Raw genomic sequence first — 20,146 nt, 5'->3', positions numbered from 1 at the left:
TGTCATTCAGGCGGCGGCCTTGACCGCCTGCGCGGCTTTCTTGATCGGGATGCGTACCGAGACGATCGTGCCGGTGCCTTCGGTCGAGCGGATCTTCAAGGCGCCACCCTGAAGTTCGGCCAGCGAGCGCGAGATGGCGAGGCCGAGGCCGGAGCCGGCATGGCTCTTGGAGAACTGGTTTTGCACCTGTTCGAATGGCCGCCCGAGCTTGCTCAGCGCCGCCTTCGGGATGCCGCAGCCATTGTCCTCGATCGTCAGGATCAGCGCGCTGGAAATGCTGCGGGCTCTGACCGAGATGTGGCCGCCTTGCCCGGTGAACTTCACCGCATTGGACAGAAGGTTGATGAGGATCTGCTTGATCGCCCTGCGGTCGGCGAACAGCGTCAGCGAATCGGCGATGCGGGTTTCGACGGTGATCGACTTTTCCGCCGCCTGCAGAGAAACGACGCGAACCGTCTCCCTGATGAGCGGGCAGAGATCGATTTCTTCCTGATCCAAGGCGAACTGGCCGGCCTCGATCTTCGACATGTCGAGGATGTCATTGATCACACCGAGAAGATATTTGCCGCTGCCGTTGATGTCGGTGGCATACTCTTCGTAGCGCGGCGAGCCCAGCGGCCCGAACAGCCGCCGCTCCATCAGTTCCGAGAAGCCGATGATCGCGTTGAGCGGGGTGCGCAACTCGTGCGACATGTTGGCCAGGAATTCGGATTTGGCCCGGTTTGCCGCTTCGGCGCGCTCGGTTTCCTTCATGTATTTGCGATTGAGTTCGACGAGCTCACGCGCCCGTTCTTCTTCCGCGCGGCGGGCAAGGCTGAGGTCATGGATTGTCGCCATCAGCCGGCGCTCGCTGTCGACCAGCTTCTCCTGGTGCAGCTTGATCTGGGTGATGTCGGAGCCGACAGAGACGGTACCGCCGTCCCTTGTCCGCAACTCGTTCACCTGCAACCAGCGGCCGTCGGCAAGCTGGCGCTCGAAGGTCACGCCTCCCTGCGGTCCGTTGGTGTTGGCAAGCCGCCGCTCCGAGGCGAAGGCCAGCATGCGTTCCTCCAGAACGGCGCGCGGAGCGCCCGGCATCACGTCGCGATCCAACAGGCCGTTGTCCTGCTGGTATTTGGAATTGCACATGATCAGGCGCTCGGACGAATCCCACAGCACGAAAGATTCGTTGATGTTTTCGATGGCCGTCCTCAGGCGCAGGTCCGCCGCTTCGGAGCGCAGCGCCAGATGCCGCTGCTCGGTGACGTCGACGGCGATGCCGATCAGCTGGATCTCCGGCGCTTCCGGGTCGATAACGTGTGCTCTTGCGCGCATCCAAACCCATTGCCCGTCGGCATGGCGCATCCGGAACACCTGGTCGATATGGTCGATCTCGCGTGCGACGATCCTGTTGGCGAGTTCGAACAAATCGCCGTCCTCGGGATGAATGATTTCATCGACTTCGCCGAACGACAGCATCGTGTCACAAGGCTCGTAGCCCAGCATGTCGTACATCGAGCGCGACCAGTACATCTTGCCGCGCACCATGTCCCAATCCCACAGGCCGCAGCGGCCGCGCACCAGCGCCATGTCGATGCGCTGGTGGGCTTCGAGATAGATGCGATCGGCGGCCTGGGCGCGCGCCGCCTGGCCGAAATAGGCGTAGAGGATGATGATCAGCACACCGGCCGTCAGCACGAACAGCGTGACGTTGAGTGAGACCGTCTTGCGCCAGGCGTCAAAAACTGCCTCCCGCGGCACGAACGCTGCCGCGGCACCCTTTCGGCCGTTCGCCAGGCTCACTGCCGCGTACCAGTCCTGTCCGCCGATGCTGACCTCCATCACCCCGGCGCGGTCGCCGAACATGAACAGCGGCTGCCCGCCCTGTACGACGCCATCGAGCGACCGGCCCTCCCAGTGCATCGACTGCGGCGATACGGCAATGATCTTGAAGGCGCTATCGGTGATCGCCAGTACGTGGCTTCGGCCCATCGCGCCCTGACGACCGGTGCTCTCCAGCAGGTCCTGGATCGCGCCGGGCGTGGAACCCATGGTCGCATCGGCAGCGATCGAACTGGCCAGTTGGCCGGCGGCCAGCGCAAGGATCGCCTTGGCGTCGCGCTCGATCTCGTCGCGCTCGTTCATCAGTGACAGAAAGCGCAGTACTGCGATGATCAACAGAAACATGATAATGAGGGCCGGTATCGATCGCCGCAACAGCGGCTCGGCTGCCAGCAGCCGTCGGTAGGCAGGTTCGGCGATGAGCCGCGTATTGCCCGCGAGACCGTCGCTTCGCGCCTCGCGCCGCCCAAAAGCCGTCCCACCGGGCGCGCCCCACGCGTCCGCCTTCGCCATAAATGGCACTCCCCGATTTTCTGTCCCGCTTGACGATCCGGCAACGCCGCACTTCCGAATCGTCACTAAAGAATCAAAGGTGATTCGCCTTGTCCAGAGGCGCGGCGAAAAAAGATTAAAAATCGACTAAAATAACTGGGTTTTCGGGAGGTCTTCCCTTTTTCCCACAAGGGGACAACGGAGGTCGCTTACGCCAGGGTGCGCTCGACGATGTCTCGCAAATCGGCCGACAGCTTCTCGGTATTGGCGATCGAAAGCAACGCCTCCCTTGCCTTGGCCTGCCGCACCGGTTCGAGCGAGCGCCACGACCTGAGCGCCGTCGCCAGCCTGGCGGCCACCTGCGGGTTGCGTTTTTCGACCTGCAGCACCGTTTCGACGAAAAGCCGGTAGCCTTGGCCGTCGGTGCGATGGAAGCCGGTCTGGTTGGCGCTGCAAAACGTGCCGATGAGTGCCCGTACCCGGTTCGGGTTGGCCATCGAGAACGCAGGGTGGCCTGTCAAGGCGCGCACCGCGTCGACGGTTTGCGGGCCGGGCACGCTGGCCTGGATCTGGAACCATTTGTCCATGACCAGCGGATCGGTTGCATATTTCGCCTCGAAATCCGCCAGCGCCTTGGTCGCCTCCGGTGAGCCATGGTGACGGTGCGCAAGCACGGTCAACCCCGCGGCCCGGTCGGTCATGTTGGTCGCCGACTGGAAGTGCCGGGCAGCGAGTTCCGCACCTCCCGGCAGCAAGCACAGATAATCCAGCAGGACATTGCGCAGCGCCCGCCGCCCGGCACTGGCCGCATCCGGGCTGAACGGACCGTTGTCGGCGAGCCGATCGTAAAGTTTGGAGAATATCTCGCGGTTGGTCTCGGCGATCGCAACCGCCAGCGCCTCGCGCGCCGCGAAAATGGCGTCGGGGTCGATGTTCTTGCCGATGTCGCGGGCGATATCGGCCTCGCCGGGCAGCGCCAGCGCCAGTGCCCGATAGGCGGGTTCGAGCGCTTCGTCGCCGCCTATTTTGCCGGCAAGCCCGGTCAGCCGGGCGCTGAACTCGGGTTGCTTGTGGTCCAGGATCTGGCGGAAGGCTGCAATCAGCGCATCGGTCAAAAGCGAGTTGAACGACTGCCAGCGCGAGAAGGCGTCGCTGTCGTGGCCAGCCAGAAAAAACTGGTCGTCGGGCCGCTGCTCGACCGAAAGTGTCACCGGCGCCGAAAAGCCGCGGTTGAGCGACATGGCTGGACGCTCGGCAATCCCGGAAAACCTGACGACATGGCGGCGTTTGCGGATATGGATGACACCGTCCTCGACGTTCGCCCCTTCGGCGCCGCTGTGGGCTATCGCCTCGCCACCGGCGCCAACCAGGCCGAAGGCAAGCGGAATGTGCATCAGCCGCTTGCGGCTTTCCGACGGCGTTGGCGGCACCGACTGCTCGATTTCGAGCGTGAATTCCCGCGCTGCCGGATTATACGCCGAACTGACGGTCAGGTTCGGCGTACCGGCCTGATGATACCACAGCGAAAACTGCGACAGGTCGCGACCCGAGACGTCTTCGAACACTTTGATGAAGTCTTCGATCGTCGCCGCCTGGCCGTCGTGACGTTCGAAGTAGAGGTCCATGCCGGCGCGGAACGTCTCGGCGCCGAGGATGGTATGGATCATGCGCACGACTTCCGAGCCTTTTTCGTAGACCGTCGCCGTGTAGAAATTGTTGATCTCGCGGTAGCGGCGAGGCCGGACCGGATGCGCCAGCGGCCCTTGGTCCTCGGGAAACTGATGGGCGCGCAGCGTACGAACCTCGGCGATGCGCTTGACGGCGCGCGAGCGCTGATCGGCGGAGAATTCGTGGTCGCGGAAAACCGTCAGGCCTTCCTTCAGGCAAAGCTGGAACCAGTCGCGGCAAGTGATTCTGTTACCTGTCCAATTGTGGAAATACTCATGGGCAATGATGGCCTCGATATTGGCGAAATCGGCGTCGGTCGCGGTTTCCTGGTCGGCCAGCACATATTTGTCGTTGAAGATGTTGAGACCCTTGTTCTCCATTGCGCCCATATTGAAGTCGGACACGGCGACGATGTTGAAGACATCGAGGTCGTATTCGCGGCCGAATGCCTCCTCGTCCCATTTCATCGACCTTTTCAAAGCGTCCATGGCGTAGCCGGCGAGCCTCTCCTTGCCCGGTTCGACATAGATTCCGAGCTCGACCCTGCGGCAAGACAGGGTGACAAAACTGTCCGAGATCTTGCCGAGGTCGCCCGCCACCAGCGCAAACAAATAGGACGGCTTGGGGAAGGGGTCGTGCCAGACCGCATAGTGCCAGCCGCCGGCAAGCTCGCCGCTGCCGGCCGGGTTGCCGTTGGACAAAAGCAGCGGCGCCTCATTGCGCTCAGCTTCGATACGCACCGTATAGACCGACAGGATGTCGGGACGGTCGAGGAAATAAGTGATGCGGCGAAAGCCTTCGGCCTCGCATTGCGTGCAATAGACGTCGCTCGAGCGATAGAGGCCCATCAGCGCTTCGTTCTGCGCCGGCGCCAACACGGTTTCAATTCTCAGCTGGAAGCGCCTTGTCGCAGGGGGGCTGATGATTGTCAGTTGATCGGGCGTGACGAGAAAATCCGCAGGGCTCGGCTCCTGGCCGTCGATGGCGATGCCGCGGAGCGTCAGCCCGTCGCCATCCAGCACCAGTGGCACCGACGCCGCAATCCCGTCGCGGCGTTCGACCGTCAGCACGGCGGTCACATGCGTTGCTTCAGGCGAAAGGCGGAAAGTCAGGCTGGTTTCCGGAATGAGATAATCACTGGGGCGATAGTCTTCGAGCTTGAAGACCTGGCCGGTATCTGTGCGCATTCCTTGATTTTTCCTGTCGATCCGGGTGCGGCGGGCGGGTCCGCTGGTCCAAATAATTTGAAGTCTGCGCTCTTTACACGAAACGCTCCCTCGACAAAACTGCAGCGACGTCTATTTCAGGCGATCATTTCCCAAGCATCATCGCGAGGCTTCCATGACCGTCGTCACGCCGAAATTCGGAACGAGCGCCTCTGTGTTGCGTCGCGAGGATGTGGCCTTCATCAAGGGCGCGCGGGAGGCGGGTACGATCGGGTCGACGCCTGCCGCGCTCAATGCGGTGACCGACGCGCACTACCGCACCTACGGCATCAGGCATATCGACATGCCGGCAACGCCGGCGTGCATCTGGGCGGCGATCGAGGAAGCAAGAGGGGCGTGACAGCCAGACCGGATTTGCCAGTGCTTGCAGTTGGCGACCTTGCCGGCGAGCACAGCACGCTGACCGGAATCTTGCTCAAGATCGTATCGGTGGCGGTCTTCGTCGGCATGTCGTCCTGCATCAAGGCGGCAGGCACCGTCCCGGCGGGCCAGATCGTCTTCTTCCGCTCCTTCTTTGCCATTTTTCCGATCATCGCCTTCCTCGCCTTCCAGGGAAAACTCGGAACCGCCTTTTCGACAAAGCGCCCGCTCAACCACATTGCGCGCGGCGTCGTCGGTGTCTGTGCCATGGGGCTCGGCTTCTTCGCGCTGACGCGGCTGCCGCTGCCGGAGGCGATCACACTGAACTACGCGCAGCCGCTGCTGGTCGTGGTGTTCAGTTCGATCTTCCTCGGCGAAGCCATCCGCATCTATCGCTGGAGTGCGGTTGCCGTCGGCCTGGTCGGGGTGCTGATCATCTCGTGGCCGGAACTGACGCTGCTCAGTTCGGGCGCTGCCCTTGGCGATCAGGAGGTGCTTGGCGTCATCGCCGCCCTGATAGCCGCGGCGATCTCGGCCATCGCCATGCTCCTGGTTCGCAACCTCGTCCAGAGCGAGCGGACGGCGACCATCGTGCTGTGGTTTTCGGTAACCGCGAGCGTCATGGCGCTGCTTTCGCTGCCATTCGGCTGGCAGGCGCTGACGCCAGCACAGGCGGGGCTTCTGATTGCCGCGGGTTTTTGCGGCGGGCTTGGCCAGATTCTGATGACCTCGGCCTATCGCCATGCCGAGGCTTCCGTCGTAGCACCTTTCGAATACACTTCGATGATCCTCGGCGTCGTCGTCGGCTATCTGGTCTTTGGCGATATCGCCACGATCAACATGCTGGTCGGCGGCATGATCGTGGTTGCGGCGGGGATTTTCATCATCTGGCGCGAGCGCCAGCTGGGTCTCGAACGCACCCGCACCCGCAAGGCCGTCGCGCCGGAAGGGTGATCAGCCCGCTGCGTCGGTCCGCTCTTTCGCCAGCCGCATCAGCACCGCCCGCGTCTGCTCGTCGGCGGGGAAAAAAGATTCGATCGCCAGCTCCGCCAGCGTCACGTCGAGCGGCGTGCCGAACACGGTGATGGTGCTGATGAACGACAGCACCGCGTCGCCATGGGCAAGCTTGAGCGGATGGACAATCGCGTTCGGTTCGACCGGCGCCGGCCGGCTGCTTTTAAGGCCGGACGGATAGGCCCGAAGCTCGCGCTCGAGCTCGACCAGAACCGGATCGGCGGCAGCGTCGTTCTGCCGCTTCAGCCGCTCCAGAAGATGCGTCCGCCATTCCGCAAGGTTGACGATGCGCGGCGCGATGCCGCCGGGATGCAGGCTGAGGCGCAAAACGTTGACCGGCGGCTTCAGCAGGGAGGCGTCGGCGACATTGGCGAGGAACGGGCCGATGGCGGCGTTCGCCGACACCAGGTTCCAATGCCGGTCGACGGCAAGCGCCGGGAACGGCTCGTGCGCCTTGAGCACGGTCTCGACCGCCGCCATCGCCGGTGCCATCGAGGCATCGTCAAGTGGTCGTTCGCTGAAGCTCGGGGCAAAGCCGGCGGCCAGCAGCAGCTGGTTGCGCTGCCTGAGCGGGATCGAAAGCTGCTCCGCCAGATGCAGCACCATGTCACGCGAGGGTGCGGCGCGGCCGCTTTCAACGAAACTCAGATGCCGCTGCGAGATCTCGGCCTCCATGGCGAGGTCGAGCTGGCTCATGCGCCGGCGTGTACGCCATTCGCGAATGAGACTGCCGGCGGAAATCTGGGCTGCTGTCATAACGAGATGACTAGGCCGGCAGTGGGCGCATTTCAATTACCTGCGAGATCATGATGCCGCCCTTCCTTCCTCGCAAGGGGAGGACGGAAGACGCGTTCTGCACCGTTACCCAAGTGCCCGCAACTTCGCCTTCACTTCGAGGAAATCCCGCCACGCCAGCTTCTTGTGCGCAGGCGTTCTCAACAAATAGGCCGGATGCAGGGTCGGCATGGCGGGAATGGCGACGCCAGACGGGGTCGTGTGGACGCGCCAGTTGCCGCGCAGCCGCAATATGCCTTCGGAGGTGTTGAGCAGGGTCTTTGCCGACGGGCCGCCGAGATTGACCAGCACCTTCGGATTGACCAGTTCGATCTGCCGCTCGATGAACGGCCGGCAGATCTCGGTCTCGTGCGGCGTCGGCGTGCGGTTGCCCGGCGGCCGCCAGGGAATCACGTTGGCGATGTAGGCAGATGTCCGGTCAAGACCGATCGCGGCCAGCATGCGGTCGAGCAGCCGGCCCGAGCGGCCGACGAACGGCAAGCCCTCTATGTCCTCGTCGCGGCCCGGCGCTTCGCCGACCAGCATCACCGCGGCAGTCGGATTGCCGTCGGCGAACACCAGGTTCTTGGCGGTGAATTTAAGATTGCAGCCGTCGAATGCCGCCATGTGCTGGCGAAGCTCGTCGAGGTTTGCCGCCGATCTCGCCAGTTGCCGCGCCAATGCCGCCTGCGCCTCGTCGGGCACCGTTGACATGGCCGGGGACGTTCGCACTGCCGGTGCCGTATTCGGTCTCTCGCCCATTTCGCCGCGCGACACGCTCGTCGAGCGATGAGGCGATGCATTTTCACCGGCCGGCAGAGCGGCCGCCGCAGGCACCCGCTCCGGCGGCCTGGCTTCTGCAAACCTGTTTACCGGCTGTTCTTCAAGTGCCTCGTCGACGCCGGCGCTGGCGTAGAAGGCCAGCAGCTCGGCGAGATCGGCTCGGCTAGTGTGGGGGGCGGCAGTCATGGTTTCACATTCGGCCGCGGAGCTTGAATTTGCAAGTTCAGCTCGACGGTATGCGCGGATCCTGCACCAGATAGAACGTCCAGCGCGGCGTGTAGTCGGTGATCAGGAAATAGAAGCTGGCGGTCTTCAGCGGGTCGATCTTGCCGTTCTTGAACAGCAGGCGGTCATACGGTTCGAAATTGCGGTCGAAATCGGCGTAGCTGCTCGACCAGATATTTTCGGGCGTTTTGTTGCGCTGGTCGAACGACAGGCCGTCGCCGAACACGCTCGGCTGGTCGAGGATCTCCTGGAGTTCGAACTGGAACTCGACCCAGGCTTGGCCGCTATTGTTGAGCACGTCGATGCGCATATACATCAGACCATTGGCGAAGTCTCCCGCCTTGCCGAACGGCTGGATCGGCCTTGTCGTGCGAATGGCCAGCGTTACCGGCGTCGCTGAATTCAGCTCTTCGGTGATGACCAGCGGATCCTCTTTCGTGCCGATGCCGGAAGCCCCGGTGATGCGGAAACCGCCGCGCTCGTCGGAAAAGGAATAGGCGCCGGTCGCCCAGACCAGTTGCTGCTCGGCACGGGCATCGAGGGCCGTCAGTGGCAGAAGCGCCAAGAGCGCCGCACGGCAAAACCGGCCGGGCGTGAAAAAAAAGCGCGTCGATGAAAAGCCAGCCGGCCCGAATATGCGCATGGCGGGAAGTATGGCCGATAAGCAAGCCGTCGAACAATTAAAAACATCAGTGCGACATATCTGTGCAAACGGAATAGGATTGAAGATTGATGCTCGTCACCGCGAATCTGTGCGGCAGGACGCGACTTTTTGATGAAATCGGTATTGTCACGTCCGCGCCGGTTTCCCGTCGCTATTTGATGCGCTATGCAGCGCGTGAGCCAGCAAGATGCCGGGAATAGCGAGCCAGTGAGGGATCGATGAGCGATATCGAACGCGAAAGCATGGAATTCGACGTGGTCATCGTCGGCGCCGGCCCGGCCGGCCTCGCCGCCGCGATCCGTCTCAAGCAGGTCAATCCCGAGCTTTCCGTCGTCGTGCTGGAAAAGGGCGGCGAAGTCGGCGCGCACATCCTGTCCGGCGCCGTCGTCGATCCGATCGGCATCGACCGGCTGCTGCCCGGCTGGCGCGAAGAGGAGGGTCATCCCTTCAGGACACCGGTCACCGACGACCATTTCCTGGTTCTCGGCCCCGCCGGTTCGTTCCGTCTGCCCAATATCCTGATGCCGCCGCTGATGAACAATCACGGCAATTATATCGTCTCGCTCGGCAATGTCTGCCGCTGGCTGGCGACCAAGGCCGAGGCGCTGGGCGTCGAGATCTATCCGGGCTTTGCCGCGGTCGGCCTGCTCTACAACGAGGCCGGTGCGGTCACCGGCGTCGTCACCGGCGACATGGGCGTCGAGAAGGACGGCACGCACGGTCCGGGCTTTGCGCCGGGCATGGCGCTGATGGGCAAATATGTCTTGATCGGCGAGGGCGCGCGCGGCTCGCTGGCCAAGCAACTGATCGCCAAATACCACCTTTCCGACGGTCGTGAGCCCGGAAAATACGGCATCGGCCTCAAGGAACTCTGGCAGATCAAACCGGAAAACCACCGGCCGGGCCTTGTCCAGCATTCCTTCGGCTGGCCGCTCGATTTGAAGACCGGCGGCGGCTCCTTCCTCTACCATCTCGAGGACAACCAGGTGGCAGTCGGCTTCGTCGTTCACCTGAACTACAAGAATCCCTATCTGTCGCCCTTTGACGAGTTTCAGCGCTTCAAGACCCATCCGGCGATCCGCGGCACCTTCGAGGGTGCCAAGCGGCTGGGCTATGGTGCCCGCGCCATCACCGAAGGCGGCTGGCAATCGGTGCCGAAACTGTCCTTCCCTGGCGGTGCGCTGATCGGCTGCGCAGCCGGCTTCGTCAACGTGCCGCGCATCAAGGGCTCGCACAATGCCGTGCTCTCCGGAATGCTGGCGGCCGAGCATGTCTGTGATGCGATAGCCGCCGGCCGCACCAATGACGAGCTGGCCTCCTACGAGGCCGCCTGGCGCGCCACCGATATCGGCAAGGACCTGAAGAAAGTGCGCAACGTCAAGCCGCTATGGTCGCGCTTCGGCACCATTGTCGGCGTCGGCCTTGGCGGCCTCGACATGTGGCTGAACACGCTGTTCGGCTTCTCGCCCTTCGGCACGATGAAGCACGGCAGGGCCGACTATGCGACGCTGGAACCGGCCGCCGCGCACCAGAAGATCGCCTACCCGAAGCCGGACGGGGTGCTGACCTTCGACCGGCTGTCGTCGGTGTTCCTGTCCAACACCAACCACGAGGAGAACGAGCCGGTGCATCTGCTCGTCGCCGACATGGACCTGCAGAAGCGCTCTGAGCATGACGTCTATGCGGGACCCTCGACGCGTTACTGCCCGGCCAGCGTCTACGAATGGGTCGACAAGGACGGCAATGCCGCCGCCGATCCTGCGGCCAAGGATGTGCGCTTCGTCATCAACGCGCAGAACTGCGTGCACTGCAAGACTTGCGATATCAAGGACCCGAACCAGAACATAAATTGGGTGCCGCCACAGGGCGGCGAGGGCCCGGTCTACCAGAACATGTAAGTCACAAGGTTTGCTCCGGACTAAACAAGATGAGGAGCAGCGCAACCGTAGGATTGTTGAATAAACCGCCTGCCTGTGTTTCCTTTCTGCGGCGACAGGGAGGAAGGAAAAATGCGCCTGGCAGTTCTGACGAGCGTTGTGGCGATCGGGGCATTGTGCGCCCCTGCAGCCTTGGCCGGCACTAAGGTGCTGGTCAAGACACGAACTTACAACATTGCCGGAACCACCGGCGCGGCCCTGATCGAGGCCATGGATCGCAGTGGGCCGAAGCACGGCTTCATGACCCACGCCATCGCGCAGACCGGCTACAGCGTCGATGATTGGACCTTCGACGCCCAACGGGAAAACGGCGTCTGCCGCCTGCGCCAGGCCAACGGGACGCTCAATCTCTTCTATACCTATCCCAAACTAGTCTCAGCCACGTCGCCTGCGCTGCAGAAGCGCTGGAAGCGGTTCTTCGCTGGCGTTCGCGCCCATGAAGAGACCCATGGCCGCATCGCCAGACAGATGATGCGGGCCACCGAAAAGTCGGTTCGAGGGCTGACAGTCGGTGATGACCCGCACTGTTTCGAGGCACGTCGCGAGGCAAAGCGCCGGATCAATGCCATCTATGCCGAATACGAGGCAAAGCAGATCGCCTTCGATGCGCACGAGCATCGCGACGGCGGCCCTGTCGAGCACCTCATCCGCGCTTTTGTGGGCCAGTAATAAGCCAGGTCGAGATTGGACTGCGGATTTTCAGCTTCGCGTCCCGCCAGGCAGCGCCGCAAGCGCGGTCGCCGTCTGGTGCTCGTCGAGCGGCTTTTGTTCATCCGACCGAAGCGAAAACTCCACCAGCACCGGCAGATGGTCTGAGCCGGTGTCCTCAAGGGTCGACGCCGAATGGATAACAATGGCGCCCTTGCTGAAGACCTGGTCGATCGGCAGTCCGGCGAAGCGCAGGAAATCCGGCAGCCTTCTGTAGAGCCAGGTCGGCCCGACCGACGGCATTACAGTCAGCTTGCCAAGCGATGCGACGCGCCGGACGGCGGCGCTCCATGGCGCTGCGTTGCAGTCGCCTGCCAGGATCGACGTCTCGCCAAGCGAGGCGATTTCGTCAGACAACCCTCCAATCTGCCGTGATTGGTTGTGCGGCCATGGCCAGGTGAGGTGGATGGCGGCGACATCGACGTCGGTTCCGCCGAAATCGACCGTGGCGATCGCCATCGCGCCGCGGCTGTCGCAGTGCGGCTCCGTGCCTATGCCAAACGGTCGTCTGGACAGCAGCGCAACGCCGAACACGCCATTGGGATATGGGCAGAGGATCCGGTAGGGATAGCCGCCGGATAGCAGCCCAAGCTTTGCCTTCCACGTTTCGGACACCTCGTCGAGGGTGATAACATCAGGCTGGGTCCGGCCGATCAGCGACAGCACCTTCTCAGGCGTTGGATTGTTGAACCTGAGGTTCATCTGCAGCAGGCGGTAGACTGGCTCGTCACCGAGTTTGGCTTCGTAGGCGGCCTGCACCTGCCATAGCCGCGAAAGCGGCAAGGCATTCTGCGTGGTGGCAAAGGAGGCTATCGCAAACAGCAATGCGACCGCGGCCTGCAGGCGAAACGAGGTGGCGAGCAGCGGCAGCGCGCAAAGCGCCATCAGCACCGAAAAATGGACGCGGAAATGAGCAAAGGAATCGAGGGCCGGATGCAGCGATCCGAAGAACCCGGCCACCAGCGCGGCCGAGAGTGCAAGCATTGCGACGAATGCCAGCGCAACCGTCATGTCCCGAACACGTGCCATCGCTTTGTCTATCGGCAGAAGTGCGGCTCAATCAAGATGACGAAATGTCCTGACCTGGACCGACACATGCGATTCGGCATTTACTGGAAGGCAGTTTCCGAAAAGCTCCTGAGTTTGCGCGAATGCAGTCGGTCCATCGGCATTTCAGCCAGCTTCTCCATCGCCCTGATGCCGATGGTCAGGTGCTGCGCTACTTGCCGCTTGTAGAACTCGGTCGCCATGCCCGGCAACTTCAATTCGCCATGCAGCGGCTTGTCGGATACGCAAAGCAGCGTGCCATAGGGCACCCGGAAGCGGAAGCCGTTGGCGGCGATCGTCGCCGATTCCATGTCGAGCGCGATCGCCCGCGACTGCGACAGCCGCTGGACCGGCCCGCGCTGGTCGCGCAGCTCCCAATTGCGGTTGTCGATAGTGGCGACGGTGCCAGTGCGCATGATGCGCTTGAGATCATATCCGGAAAGCCCGGTGACCTCGGCGACCGCTTCCTGCAGAGCCACCTGGATTTCGGCTAGCGGCGGGATCGGCACCCAGACCGGAAGATCGTCGTCGAGGACATGGTCTTCTCGTACATAGGCATGGGCCAGCACATAATCCCCGAGCGCCTGCGTGTTGCGCAGGCCGGCGCAATGGCCGAGCATCACCCAGGCATGCGGCCGGAGCACCGCAATATGGTCGGTGATCGTCTTGGCGTTGGAAGGCCCAACGCCGATATTGACCATGGTGATGCCGCCATGATTCGGCTTCTTCAGATGATAGGCCGGCATCTGCGGCAGGCGAGGCGGCGCAGCACCCTCACCGGGCGCGCCGTCCCCTGCTTTGGTCACGATGTTGCCCGGCTCGACGAACTCGACATATCCATCACCGCCATTGGCCATCAATTCGCGTGCGCGGGCGACGAATTCGTCGATGTAGAATTGGTAGTTGGTGAACAGCACGAAGTTCTGGAAATGCTGGGGACTTGTCGCCGTATAATGCGACATCCGGTGCAGCGAATAGTCGATGCGTTGCGCGGTGAACGGCGCCAGCGGCCGTGCCTCGCCCAATGCCACTTCGAACGTGCCGTTGGCGATCTGGTCGTCGGTGCCGTCGAGATCCGGCACGTCGAACAGGTCACGGATCGGCCGTTTGATGCGCTCGGCAGCAGTCCCGTCGACATGCGTGCCTTCGAGGAAGGCGAAATGCAGCGGGATGGGAGTGGTCGATTCCGAAACCGTGACGGGAACGCCGTGGTTGCGCATGATCAGCCGAAGCTGTTCGGTGAGGTAGCTTTCGAAAAGAGCAGGCTGGGTGACGGTGGTTGAGAAATGCCCCGGCGTCGGCATGTGGCCATAGGCCTGCCGCGAGTCGATTTGCGTGAAGGAACTCGTGGTGACGCCGATCTCCGGATAGAAAGCCCGGTAGCGTTTGTTGTTGTCGCCGCCCGCGGCGAGCGCGGTAAATGAATCGCGCAGGAACTTGGTGTTGCGGTCGTAAAGCACCTGTAGGGCGGCGACCGCCTTCTTGGCGTCGTTGAAGCTCTGCCGGCCAAACGGCTCCGGCGTGACCACCGATTCAATGGCTTGGGGATAGATTCGCTTTTCCATGACCCAATATAGAGAGTTGGACGCGCGGTTGGGAGGGGGTAAGGCGGCCTCAATACGCGCTGTCGGCGTTTTTCGGTCTGCTAACCGCGCTGCAGGCTAACCAGCAGCACAAAGCCGAGGCCTGACTTCCTCAACGCAGGCGCCTCGATCGTCGAGCCGGCATTGGTGCGCATCGTCGGCACGGCCAGTACCGGTACCGAAAGAACAGTCAGGATGAGCGCCGCGCGCGGCAGCAGCCGAAGCGTCTTGAGGGTGTTGGCGGCGAGGCGGTTCATTGGCGTTTTGCTTTTCTCTAAAGGTTCAGCTCTTTGTCGTTTCAGTGGTGAAGATGGTTCAAGCAACCGAGTCGGCAGGAACTGGCGACGTCCCAGGAGCGGGACGGCCGGCCGGCTTCGGCGACAAGGACGGCGAACAACATGCCGAACAGACTCATCAGCAGGCAGACGATGGTGAAGCGGCGGGCAAGCATTGCGCGGTGTCTCCTTCAACACGCATGACAATGCCTTGCCCCGGCTGAACCGGCTCTGATCCCGGCGTTCATCTGCGGTTCAAAAATGGTTGATGATCTCTGAGAGGGTCCGCTGTGAGTGCAGCGACCCATGGCGACACCATGGCTGCGAGACCGATAACATGAAAACGGGGCCGACTGGCCCCGCTCACCCCGGCAGGAAGGGCACGATCAGAGCTTGTGCCAGGTCTGGCTCTTGCAGATCAGCCCGCCGAGCACGCAGCCGCTCATCTTGAGAGAACTGCCGGAAAGCGAAGCCTTGCCCGAATAGGTCTTGTCGGTTTCCGGGTCGGTTATCGTGCCGGCATATTTGTTGTCGCCGGCAACCTTCAGTGAACCGATGTTCTTGCCGGCAAATTTGCCGGATTTGAGCGTAATCGAAAATGCCCCGCCGCCACCCGAAATGGCGGCAGTCGATCCGGCTTGCGTTTTCCAATTGCCTTCGATCGGATCGGCCCATGCCGCGCCGGTCATCATTATTGCGGCCGCGAGGGCCAGGCTCACTTGTCGAAACATGTCTTTCCTCCCTCAGGTAAGTCCAATCGGGCTCCGTCCCGGGTGTCTGCCCCTTACGCAAACGTAAGCTAGTCCAGCTCCCGGAAAAACAAAAGCGGTGCCGCCACGGAAGGGTTGCGGGTTTTTGCCCGCTCCCGAACGGCCGCGCCGGCGAAAGATGAAACGGGCCGCACACGTCTTTGTCTTCTGTGGTTAGCGGAGTCTTGATCCGCGCCTCGCAAGTTTTCTTCAAATCTTGTGCAAACCGGCGCGATTGCTGGCTTTGTATCCTTAACGAATTTTCGTGTTTACCTCTTGTTTTAGCTTTGTTTTCCTCAAATTAAGCACGCCATTTAACGACGGATTCAAGCCTCCGGGGCATTCTCGAAAGCATCGAAAGAGCGGCCGCCCCCGACGGTAATCAAGGACACCGAGGGACATACGGAGACAGCTCTCGGGAGCCAGAACAGGGGATTTGAAATGGCACGTTTTGAAATGCTTGAAGCCGGCTTCGGCGCCATGGGGGCAACCGCCCAGGCCGATATTCTTTTCGAGTTGGGCATGATGTATGCGACTGGCCGCGATTGCGAGACCGACGTCGTCGCCGCCCACAAATGGTTCAACATCGCCGCGATCAAGGGTTCGGCCCGCGCCGCGGAACTGCGCTCCGAATTGTCTGCCGCCATGTCGAAGGTCGAGATCGCCAAGGCGCTGCGCGAAGCTCGCGAATGGATGACGATGCACTGAATTCGCCGGCATCGGGTACTGACCTCACGACAGGGACGCTTCGGGTCAAGGCCGCGCAGAGGGCCGGGCCCGAAAAATCAAGGCCGCGCAAGACGGCCGGGCCAACAAGATCAAGAACACGGCGGACGAGCCGCGCCATAAACCGTACAAACAGGGAAGGCGAGCGGATCCTGGTGGGGATACCTCGGGAACTCGATGAGAAAAGCTGCGACCGGCCGGAACAAGGCTGGCGCGGCTTTGTCTTTGGAACAGCGCATTACAGGCCCAATCGAGCGCCGACGATGCGTCTAGACAGCTCCGGTGAAGGATGAAATTCTCCCGCCATTCTGGAAGAGGCGCGGCCGGGATGGTCGCGCGAGAGTGGAGGAGTTGTGTCACCATGAAGAAATTCAGTATTTTCAGCGCAGCCATATTTGGCCTGATGATGACCGCGCCGGTCGCCTTCGCCGATGACATCACCTTTTCGGTGGTCGGACCGATGACCGGTCAGCTTGCCAACATCGGCGATCAGTTTAAGCAAGGCGCGCAAGCCGCCGCCGACGCGATCAACGCGGCGGGCGGCGTCGACGGCCGCCAGATCAAGCTCGACATCGAGGATGACCAGTGCGATCCGAAGCAGGCGGTTTCGGTCGCCAACCGCATCATCGCCAACGGTGTCAAGTTCATCGATGGCCACGCCTGCTCGGGCTCCAGCATCCCGGCCTCCGCTGTCTACGCCGAAGCCGGTGCGCTGATGATGAGTCCGGCTTCCTCGAACCCGGTGTTGACCGATGCAGCGGCGAAAGCCGGCTGGCCGACGATCATGCGCCTCTACACGCGCGACGATGCGCAGGGCGCTTTCATCGGTCCCTGGATCGCCAAGAAATATGCCGGCAAGAAAGTCGTCATCCTGCACGACAAGAGCGCCTATGGGCAGGGCGTGGCCGATGCCGTGAAGGCAACGATGAACCAGAACGGTCTCAATGAAATCCTCTACGAGGGCATCAACGCTGGCGAGAAGGACTATTCCGCTCTTGTTACCAAGCTCAAGGAGCTGAAAGCCGACGTCGTCTATTTCGGCGGCTATCACCCCGAAGCCGGCCTGATCCTGCGCCAGTCGGCGGAGCAGAACCTCAAGTTCCAGTTGATCATGCCGGACTCGATCGCTTCGCCGGAATTCTGGCAGGTTGCCGGTCCGGCCGGCGAAGGCACCATGTTCGTCTTCCCATCGAATCCGCAGGCGAAGCCCGAAGCCAAGGAGGCCATCGCCAAGATCAAGGCCGGCGGCTTCGTGCCTGAGGGCTTCACGCTGTTTTCCTATGCGGTGATCCAGGCCTTCGCCGAAGGCATCAAACGCGCCGGCAGCGACGATCCGGCAAAAGTCGCCGAAGCGTTAAAGAACGGCCAGCCGATCAGCACGGTTGTCGGCTCGGTCACCTTCGACGAGAAGGGCGACCTCAAGAACGCGAGCTACGACATCAACCAGTGGCATGACGGCAAATACGCGCCGATCCAACCGTGATGGCCGCGGCGCCGCAAGACGCGCTGCTGTAATCGAACATGGCCGGGGGTCAAACCCGGCCACATTTTTTTTGGCGACGCCTTTGTCACGCGTTCGAGATCACTTCGTGGATAGGGAAACAGCAGTCAACTGAGGTTCCTCGACAAAGCGAACCAGCACGGTGCCGTCGGTTACCTGCGCGCCTTCGGCAGCAATCTCGGCGATAACCCCGTCATGGGGCGCGGCAATGGTGTGCTCCATCTTCATCGCCTCCAGGATCAGCAGCGGCTGGCCCTTGATCACGGACTCGCCTTTGCCTGCACGCACCAATTTGACCAGGCCGGGCATTGGCGCGCGCAGGCTGCCGGAAGCGGCGGCGGCTTCGTCGGCTCGGGCCAGCGGATCCGGCACGGCAAAACCGTAGCCGATGGCGCCATCGAAGACCGTGACGTGGCCCGGCCAGCGGGCGAGGCGAGGCGCCGCGCGGAGATCCCGCGAATTGACGCTGTCATAGGGCGCATCCAGCGCCACCTCGAACCGCCCGTCCGGCCGCACCGACACGCGCGCGCCGATCTCCTGCTCGCCAAACTTCAGCAGGGTGCTCCGCGCTACAGCGTGGAAATGCGCATAGCCGGCCAGTGACGACCAGGGATCGTCCGAGGACGGCAAGTCGCGCGCACCGGACGCGGCAAGTGCCGCGGCGGCAATCGTCTCACCGCTCGGCGGCGGAACCGCCGTCAACGCCTGCTGGTGCCTGGCGATCAGGCCGGTATCGACATCGCCCGCCGCAAAATCCGCAGTAGCGGCCAGCGCGGCAAGAAAGCCAGTGTTGACCGTCGAGCCGGCGATTTCGGTCTGCGACAGTGCCGTGCCAAGCGCCGTGAGCGCCGTCCGTCTGTCCTTGCCATGAACGATCAGCTTGGCGATCATCGGATCGTAGAACGGCGAAATCGCATCGCCAGCGCGTACACCGGTTTCGACGCGCATGGTCGCACCCTCCGGTGCCGGCTGCGGAAATTTCAAATGGTGCAAGGTGCCGGTCGCCGGCAAAAACCCTCTTGCCGCGTCCTCGGCATAGATGCGCGCCTCGAAGGCGTGGCCGGAGAGCGCGATCTCGCTCTGGGTCTTCGGCAGTTTTTCGCCGGAGGCTACCCGCAACTGCCACTCGACCAGGTCGATGCCGGTGACCATTTCGGTGACGGGGTGCTCGACCTGCAGACGGGTGTTCATTTCCATGAACCAGAAACGGTCGGCCTTCAGACCTTGCGAGGCATCGACGATGAACTCGATGGTACCGGCGCCGGAATAGTGGATTGCCTTGGCGGCTTTCACCGCCGCCTCCGTCATCGCCTTGCGCAGTGCCGGCGTCATGCCGGGGGCAGGCGCCTCCTCGATCACCTTCTGGTGGCGGCGCTGCGCCGAGCAGTCGCGTTCGTGAAGATGCACGGCGTTGCCGAAATTGTCACCAAACACCTGCACTTCGATGTGGCGCGGCTTGTCGACATATTTTTCCACCAAGACGCGGTCGTCACCGAACGCGGCTTTCGCCTCGCGCCGCGCGCCCGACAGTGCTTCCGAAAAATCATCGGGATGCTCGACGCGCCGCATGCCTTTGCCGCCGCCGCCGGCGCGCGCCTTGATCAGTACGGGGTAGCCTATCTCGCGCGCCTTGGAGGCGAGCAACACGATCTCCTGCGCTTCGCCGTGATAGCCCGGAACGACAGGCACGCCGGCCTTTTCCATCAGCCGCTTGGCCGCGTCCTTCAGTCCCATGGCACGGATCGAGGCCGCCGACGGCCCAATGAAGATCAGCCCCGCCGCGACCACCTGGTCGACGAAATCGGGGTTTTCCGAAAGAAAGCCGTAGCCCGGGTGGATGGCCGCGGCACCTGTGGCCAAAGCCGCCGCGATGATCTTGTCGCCGTGCAGATAGCTTTCGTTGGCGGTAGAGGCGCCGATATGCACCGCTTCGTCGGCCATTTCGACATGCAAGGCGCGATCGTCGGCGTCGGAATAGACGGCGACGCTGCGCACACCCATCCTGCGTGCCGTGCGGATCACCCGGCAGGCGATCTCGCCACGGTTGGCGATCAGGATCTTGGCGAACATCGGGCCTCCACAGGCAGAGCTGCCGCCAACGGCGCGAATTCTCGTCACGCGAACTGCGGCAATGCCCTGCTTTGTAGTCTGGCGGTCAAAGGGTAGGCAAGCGAGGCCTGCCTACTTTGAGGCCGCGATTTCGCAAGCTCCCCCGGTCGTGACCCTGTAACGGTCGCGGGTGACCTGGCAGGATTTCATCGCCATATCCTCGGCAGCCTTTTGCGAGGGCGCATTCAAGCGCGAGCCGCACAGGATGTACAACGAACGCACCCGGGAATACGGAGTGGTCGCATAAGCTGAATGGCCGCTGGCCGCCACATAGGCCTTATATGCCTTGGTGCATGGCCGATCCGCGGTCGCCGGAAAATACGGGTAGAAGCGGACGTCGCCCTTGCTTCCAGCCAGCGATTCCGCCGCGCCGACATTGGGGCTCGAGATTAGAAGCAACCCGGTTATCAGCGAGAAGACTGCTTGTTTGACGCTTATAGATTTCATTTTTCCCACCCATTGAATATGTCGAAGGCCGACGGGT

At 62.4% G+C, this 20,146-nt stretch carries 19 protein-coding genes; 7 read left to right on the top strand and 12 right to left on the bottom strand.

The annotated features are described in order from the left end of the window. Positions 1-6: 6 nt before the first annotated feature. A complete protein-coding gene (locus NKH49_RS29975; protein WP_352471019.1) occupies positions 7-2,334 on the bottom strand; it encodes a PAS domain-containing sensor histidine kinase in 2,328 nt (775 codons plus the stop codon). Between the two features lie 188 nt (positions 2,335-2,522). Further along, on the bottom strand, positions 2,523-5,168 hold the full coding sequence (gene pepN / locus NKH49_RS29970) for an aminopeptidase N (protein ID WP_352929111.1): 2,646 nt from the start codon (positions 5,166-5,168) through the stop codon (positions 2,523-2,525). A gap of 154 nt (positions 5,169-5,322) precedes the next feature. Here pepN and NKH49_RS29965 point away from each other — a divergent pair, with 154 nt between their 5' ends. Beyond that, the gene (locus NKH49_RS29965; RefSeq protein ID WP_352616908.1) at positions 5,323-5,547 is read left to right on the top strand and encodes a hypothetical protein; all 225 of its coding nucleotides are present in this window, start codon (positions 5,323-5,325) and stop codon (positions 5,545-5,547) included. 20 nt (positions 5,548-5,567) lie between these two features. Further along, complete coding sequence (locus NKH49_RS29960; protein ID WP_352616906.1) at positions 5,568-6,521, top strand: DMT family transporter; 954 nt, start codon at positions 5,568-5,570, stop codon at positions 6,519-6,521. Here NKH49_RS29960 and NKH49_RS29955 read toward each other — a convergent pair whose 3' ends face one another. The 3 genes from NKH49_RS29955 to NKH49_RS29945 form a co-directional block, all read right to left on the bottom strand. Continuing rightward, positions 6,522-7,337, bottom strand: coding sequence for a helix-turn-helix domain-containing protein (locus NKH49_RS29955; RefSeq protein WP_352471021.1), 816 nt, complete (start codon positions 7,335-7,337; stop codon positions 6,522-6,524). It abuts the gene before it with no gap. 105 nt (positions 7,338-7,442) lie between these two features. Then, positions 7,443-8,324: a uracil-DNA glycosylase gene (locus NKH49_RS29950; protein ID WP_352501793.1), complete on the bottom strand. Its 882-nt coding sequence runs from the start codon at positions 8,322-8,324 to the stop codon at positions 7,443-7,445. Between the two features lie 37 nt (positions 8,325-8,361). Next, positions 8,362-9,006 carry a hypothetical protein gene (locus NKH49_RS29945; RefSeq protein ID WP_023677808.1) on the bottom strand — a complete coding sequence of 215 codons (645 nt, stop codon included), beginning with the start codon at positions 9,004-9,006 and terminating at the stop codon, positions 8,362-8,364. On the opposite strand from NKH49_RS29945, the gene NKH49_RS29940 reads away from it, so the two are divergent. The 3 genes from NKH49_RS29940 to NKH49_RS29930 all read left to right on the top strand — a co-directional run bounded on the left by NKH49_RS29940 (position 8,957) and on the right by NKH49_RS29930 (position 11,633). Further along, positions 8,957-9,139 carry a hypothetical protein gene (locus tag NKH49_RS29940; RefSeq protein WP_198023574.1) on the top strand — a complete coding sequence of 61 codons (183 nt, stop codon included), beginning with the start codon at positions 8,957-8,959 and terminating at the stop codon, positions 9,137-9,139. The two genes, NKH49_RS29945 and NKH49_RS29940, sit on opposite strands and share 50 nt — an antisense overlap. Positions 9,140-9,245: 106 nt before the next feature. Continuing rightward, positions 9,246-10,925 (top strand): electron transfer flavoprotein-ubiquinone oxidoreductase, encoded by a 1,680-nt coding sequence (locus tag NKH49_RS29935; RefSeq protein WP_352471023.1) that lies wholly within the window; start codon positions 9,246-9,248, stop codon positions 10,923-10,925. 111 nt (positions 10,926-11,036) lie between these two features. Continuing rightward, the gene (locus NKH49_RS29930; protein ID WP_352501795.1) at positions 11,037-11,633 is read left to right on the top strand and encodes a DUF922 domain-containing protein; all 597 of its coding nucleotides are present in this window, start codon (positions 11,037-11,039) and stop codon (positions 11,631-11,633) included. 30 nt (positions 11,634-11,663) lie between these two features. On the opposite strand, the gene NKH49_RS29925 is transcribed toward NKH49_RS29930, so the two are convergent. The 5 genes from NKH49_RS29925 to NKH49_RS29905 all read right to left on the bottom strand — a co-directional run bounded on the left by NKH49_RS29925 (position 11,664) and on the right by NKH49_RS29905 (position 15,308). Continuing rightward, positions 11,664-12,701: an endonuclease/exonuclease/phosphatase family protein gene (locus NKH49_RS29925; protein WP_352616882.1), complete on the bottom strand. Its 1,038-nt coding sequence runs from the start codon at positions 12,699-12,701 to the stop codon at positions 11,664-11,666. A gap of 80 nt (positions 12,702-12,781) precedes the next feature. Further along, positions 12,782-14,284: an AMP nucleosidase gene (locus NKH49_RS29920; RefSeq protein WP_352540756.1), complete on the bottom strand. Its 1,503-nt coding sequence runs from the start codon at positions 14,282-14,284 to the stop codon at positions 12,782-12,784. An 80-nt stretch (positions 14,285-14,364) separates the two neighbouring features. After that, positions 14,365-14,559, bottom strand: coding sequence for a hypothetical protein (locus tag NKH49_RS29915; protein WP_352454349.1), 195 nt, complete (start codon positions 14,557-14,559; stop codon positions 14,365-14,367). A 41-nt stretch (positions 14,560-14,600) separates the two neighbouring features. Further along, on the bottom strand, positions 14,601-14,753 hold the full coding sequence (locus NKH49_RS29910) for a hypothetical protein (protein WP_023677802.1): 153 nt from the start codon (positions 14,751-14,753) through the stop codon (positions 14,601-14,603). Between the two features lie 210 nt (positions 14,754-14,963). Next, positions 14,964-15,308 carry a DUF2147 domain-containing protein gene (locus tag NKH49_RS29905; RefSeq protein WP_023677801.1) on the bottom strand — a complete coding sequence of 115 codons (345 nt, stop codon included), beginning with the start codon at positions 15,306-15,308 and terminating at the stop codon, positions 14,964-14,966. A gap of 459 nt (positions 15,309-15,767) precedes the next feature. On the opposite strand from NKH49_RS29905, the gene NKH49_RS29900 reads away from it, so the two are divergent. Together NKH49_RS29900 and NKH49_RS29895 are read left to right on the top strand one after the other, a co-directional pair. Further along, on the top strand, positions 15,768-16,034 hold the full coding sequence (locus NKH49_RS29900) for an SEL1-like repeat protein (RefSeq protein WP_010915070.1): 267 nt from the start codon (positions 15,768-15,770) through the stop codon (positions 16,032-16,034). 379 nt (positions 16,035-16,413) lie between these two features. Beyond that, complete coding sequence (locus NKH49_RS29895; protein WP_352471026.1) at positions 16,414-17,535, top strand: branched-chain amino acid ABC transporter substrate-binding protein; 1,122 nt, start codon at positions 16,414-16,416, stop codon at positions 17,533-17,535. A 99-nt stretch (positions 17,536-17,634) separates the two neighbouring features. On the opposite strand, the gene NKH49_RS29890 is transcribed toward NKH49_RS29895, so the two are convergent. After that, entirely contained in the window at positions 17,635-19,623 is a 1,989-nt protein-coding gene (locus NKH49_RS29890; RefSeq protein WP_352929109.1) for an acetyl/propionyl/methylcrotonyl-CoA carboxylase subunit alpha, read from the bottom strand. Positions 19,624-19,734: 111 nt separating this feature from the next. After that, entirely contained in the window at positions 19,735-20,109 is a 375-nt protein-coding gene (locus NKH49_RS29885; RefSeq protein ID WP_023677798.1) for a hypothetical protein, read from the bottom strand. Positions 20,110-20,146: the final 37 nt, after the last annotated feature.

The organism is Mesorhizobium sp. M1088, assembly GCF_040318575.1.
In the GTDB taxonomy this organism is placed as follows: Bacteria; Pseudomonadota; Alphaproteobacteria; order Rhizobiales; family Rhizobiaceae; genus Mesorhizobium.
Note: the sequence above shows the minus strand (reverse complement) of the source record. Positions and strands in the feature narration are given on the sequence as shown.